At 74.0% G+C, this 2,623-nt stretch carries 3 protein-coding genes; 2 read left to right on the top strand and 1 reads right to left on the bottom strand.

Translation table 11 applies throughout. The annotated features are described in order from the left end of the window. Positions 1–530 (top strand): zinc-binding dehydrogenase (locus tag G9H71_RS22120; RefSeq protein WP_166284922.1); only part of this gene is annotated, 530 nt, incomplete at its 5' end. 173 nt (positions 531–703) lie between these two features. Next, positions 704–1,330: an MBL fold metallo-hydrolase gene (locus G9H71_RS22125; protein WP_407939788.1), complete on the top strand. Its 627-nt coding sequence runs from the start codon at positions 704–706 to the stop codon at positions 1,328–1,330. A gap of 61 nt (positions 1,331–1,391) precedes the next feature. On the opposite strand, the gene G9H71_RS22130 is transcribed toward G9H71_RS22125, so the two are convergent. Next, positions 1,392–2,330, bottom strand: coding sequence for a phosphatase PAP2 family protein (locus G9H71_RS22130; protein ID WP_166284923.1), 939 nt, complete (start codon positions 2,328–2,330; stop codon positions 1,392–1,394). Between the last annotated feature and the right edge of the window lie 293 nt (positions 2,331–2,623).

The following is a 2,623-nucleotide window of genomic DNA, read 5'->3' on the forward strand; positions in this document are numbered from 1 at the left end:
TCGGCTGCGGCGGCGTCGGCGACGCGGCGATCGCCGGGGCGCACCTCGCCGGTGCCCGACGCATCATCGCCGTCGACATCGACGACCGGAAGCTGGAGAAGGCCAAGGAGTTCGGCGCGACGCACACGGTCAACTCCAAGCAGGCCGACCCGGTCGAGGCCGTCCGTGAGCTGACCGACGGGTTCGGCGCGGACGTCGTGGTAGAGGCCGTCGGCCGCCCGGAGACCTACGCCCAGGCGTTCTACGCCCGCGACCTCGCCGGCACCGTGGTGCTCGTCGGTGTGCCCAGCCCCGAGATGAAGCTCGAGCTCCCGCTGCTCGACGTGTTCGGCCGCGGCGGCTCGCTGAAGTCCTCGTGGTACGGCGACTGCCTCCCCTCTCGCGACTTCCCGATGCTCGTGGACCTCTTCCTGCAGGGCCGGCTGCCGCTGGACAAGTTCGTGACCGAGAAGATCGGAATCGGCGACGTGGAAGCGGCATTCGCGAAGATGCATTCCGGTGACGTGCTTCGTTCGGTGGTGATGCTCTGATGGCGGACCTGTCCAAGCGCGAGAGCGGAGACCTCCCCGAGGAGGAGATCGCCATGGCGGCGGTCGGCGCCGACGAGCAGGTCGACGAGCCGGCGGTCGACGACCAGCTCGTGGACGAGCCGCTCGTCGAGGTCGGCACCGAGGAGGGCGTGGTCGCGTCCTACCCCGGCGGCCTGCGGATCGAGCGCGTCGTCACGTCGGGGACGTTCGAGCTCGACGGCGGCAGCTGGGAGGTCGACAACAACGTCTGGCTGGTCGGCAACGACGAGGAGGTCCTCGTCATCGACGCCGCCCACGACGCGGAGAAGATCCTCGCGGCGGTGGGCGACCGGGACGTCGTGGCCGTCGTCTGCACCCACGGCCACAACGACCACGTCAACGCCGCCGTCGAGGTCGCCGCGGAGAAGGAGTGCGAGATCGCGCTCCACCCGAAGGACGACATGCTCTGGCACGAGGAGTACGGCGACGACCTGCGCTGGGACATCGAGCTGGTCGACGGCGGCGCGCTCCACGTGGCCGACCTCGACATCGACGTCATCGCCACGCCGGGCCACTCGCCCGGGGCCGTGTGCCTCTACGCCCGCGACATCGACGTCATCTTCACCGGCGACACGCTGTTCAAAGGCGGCCCGGGCGCGACGGGGCGCAAGTACTCCGACTTCGACACGATCCTGCGCTCGATCAAGCGCCGGCTCCTCACGCTGCCCGAGGACACCCGCGTCCTGACCGGGCACGGGGACGAGACGACGATCGGGGACGAGGCCGGGGACTACGACGAGTGGGTCGCCCGCGGGCACTGAGGCGCGGGCGCTGGCGCGCGCCCCTCTGGCCGACGCGCGCCGGCGGTGACGGCGCGCCGCCTCAGATGCGCGCCCGCCGCCGCCCCAGCCCGGCCTCGTCGACGAGCGTGACGACGGCCAGCCACACCGCCATGGCCACGAGCTCGACGGCCACGATGGCGGCGGCACCGCCGGCGTACGCCAGGTTGCGCCGGTACTCCCCGAGCGGGGACGGCACCCGGTCGGCCGTGACCGCGATCGCGACGGCGGCGCCGGCCCCCACGGGCACCGCGCAGGAGCCGAGGAAGAGCCCGACGACCCGGTGCGCGCGGTCGGGCGCGCCCCGGCCCGGGGCCGGCGGCGACAGGGCCACGACGAACGCTGCGACGAGCGCGCCCCAGCCGAGGACGATCGGGTACGCCGCGATCGCGTCGCTGGGGCGGTGCCAGTTCGCGGCGAGGGTGGCGACGCCGGTGACGACGGCGTACGCACAGCCGAGGAGCGCGACGAGGGGCCGCAGCCGGCGCGGGCAGACGAGCACGGCGGCGGCCGCGACCGAGGCGGCGACCGTCGTGTGCCCGCTGGGCAGGGTGTTGTCCGGGTAGCCGTCGAAGCCGAAGTCGGGCCGGGTCAGCAGCTCCTTCTTGAGCAGCTGGGTCGTGACGTTGGACCCGGCCACGAGCACGCCGGCGGCGAGCGCGGAGCGCCAGCGTCCACGCAGCAGCCCGATGCCGGCCAGCACGACGACGGCCACGGCGAGCGAGGCCACCGAGACGACGTCGAGGACCTGGGTGACGCGGGGGAGCAGGCGGTCGCGGCCGAGGTCGGTCCCGCCGAGCGCGGCGGCCTCGACCAGCTGGCCGGTCTGGCTGCGGACGAAGACGCGGTACGTGGCGGCGACGGTGGCGGCGCAGGCCACGACGAGGGCGAGCAGCAGGGCGACGGTCACCGGCCGGCCGTAGTGGCGCCGCGGGGCCGGGCCGGGGGGCAGCAGGGCCGTGGGCTCGGCGGGGGCGCTCATGAGGCCATTGTCCCCGCTGGGCCGAAGCTCCCCCGAACGTGCGTCCGCCCCGACCGCGGGGACGCGGACGGGGCGGACGGCGGGGGCGAGCCGGAGAGCTGTCCAGCCGGCTCGGACGATCAGGCTGACGGGCTCAGTAGCGGAAGCGCACGATCTGCGACTGCAGGGCCGACGCCATCTGGCTGAGCTCGCTGGCCGAGCGCTGGGCCTCGGTGACCGCCTCGGCAGTGCCGGCGGCGGCACCGGCGACCCCGCTGACGTTCGCGGTGATCTCGTTGGTGGCAGCGGCCGCC

The sequence above is a fragment of the Motilibacter deserti genome, from assembly GCF_011250635.1.
Lineage (GTDB): Bacteria > Actinomycetota > Actinomycetes > Motilibacterales > Motilibacteraceae > Motilibacter_A > Motilibacter_A deserti.

Coding starts and splice junctions, on each gene's coding strand:
- G9H71_RS22130 (WP_166284923.1), bottom strand. CDS start 2,330: ATGAGCGCCCCCGCCGAGCCCACGGCCCTGCTGCCCCCCGGCCCGGCC.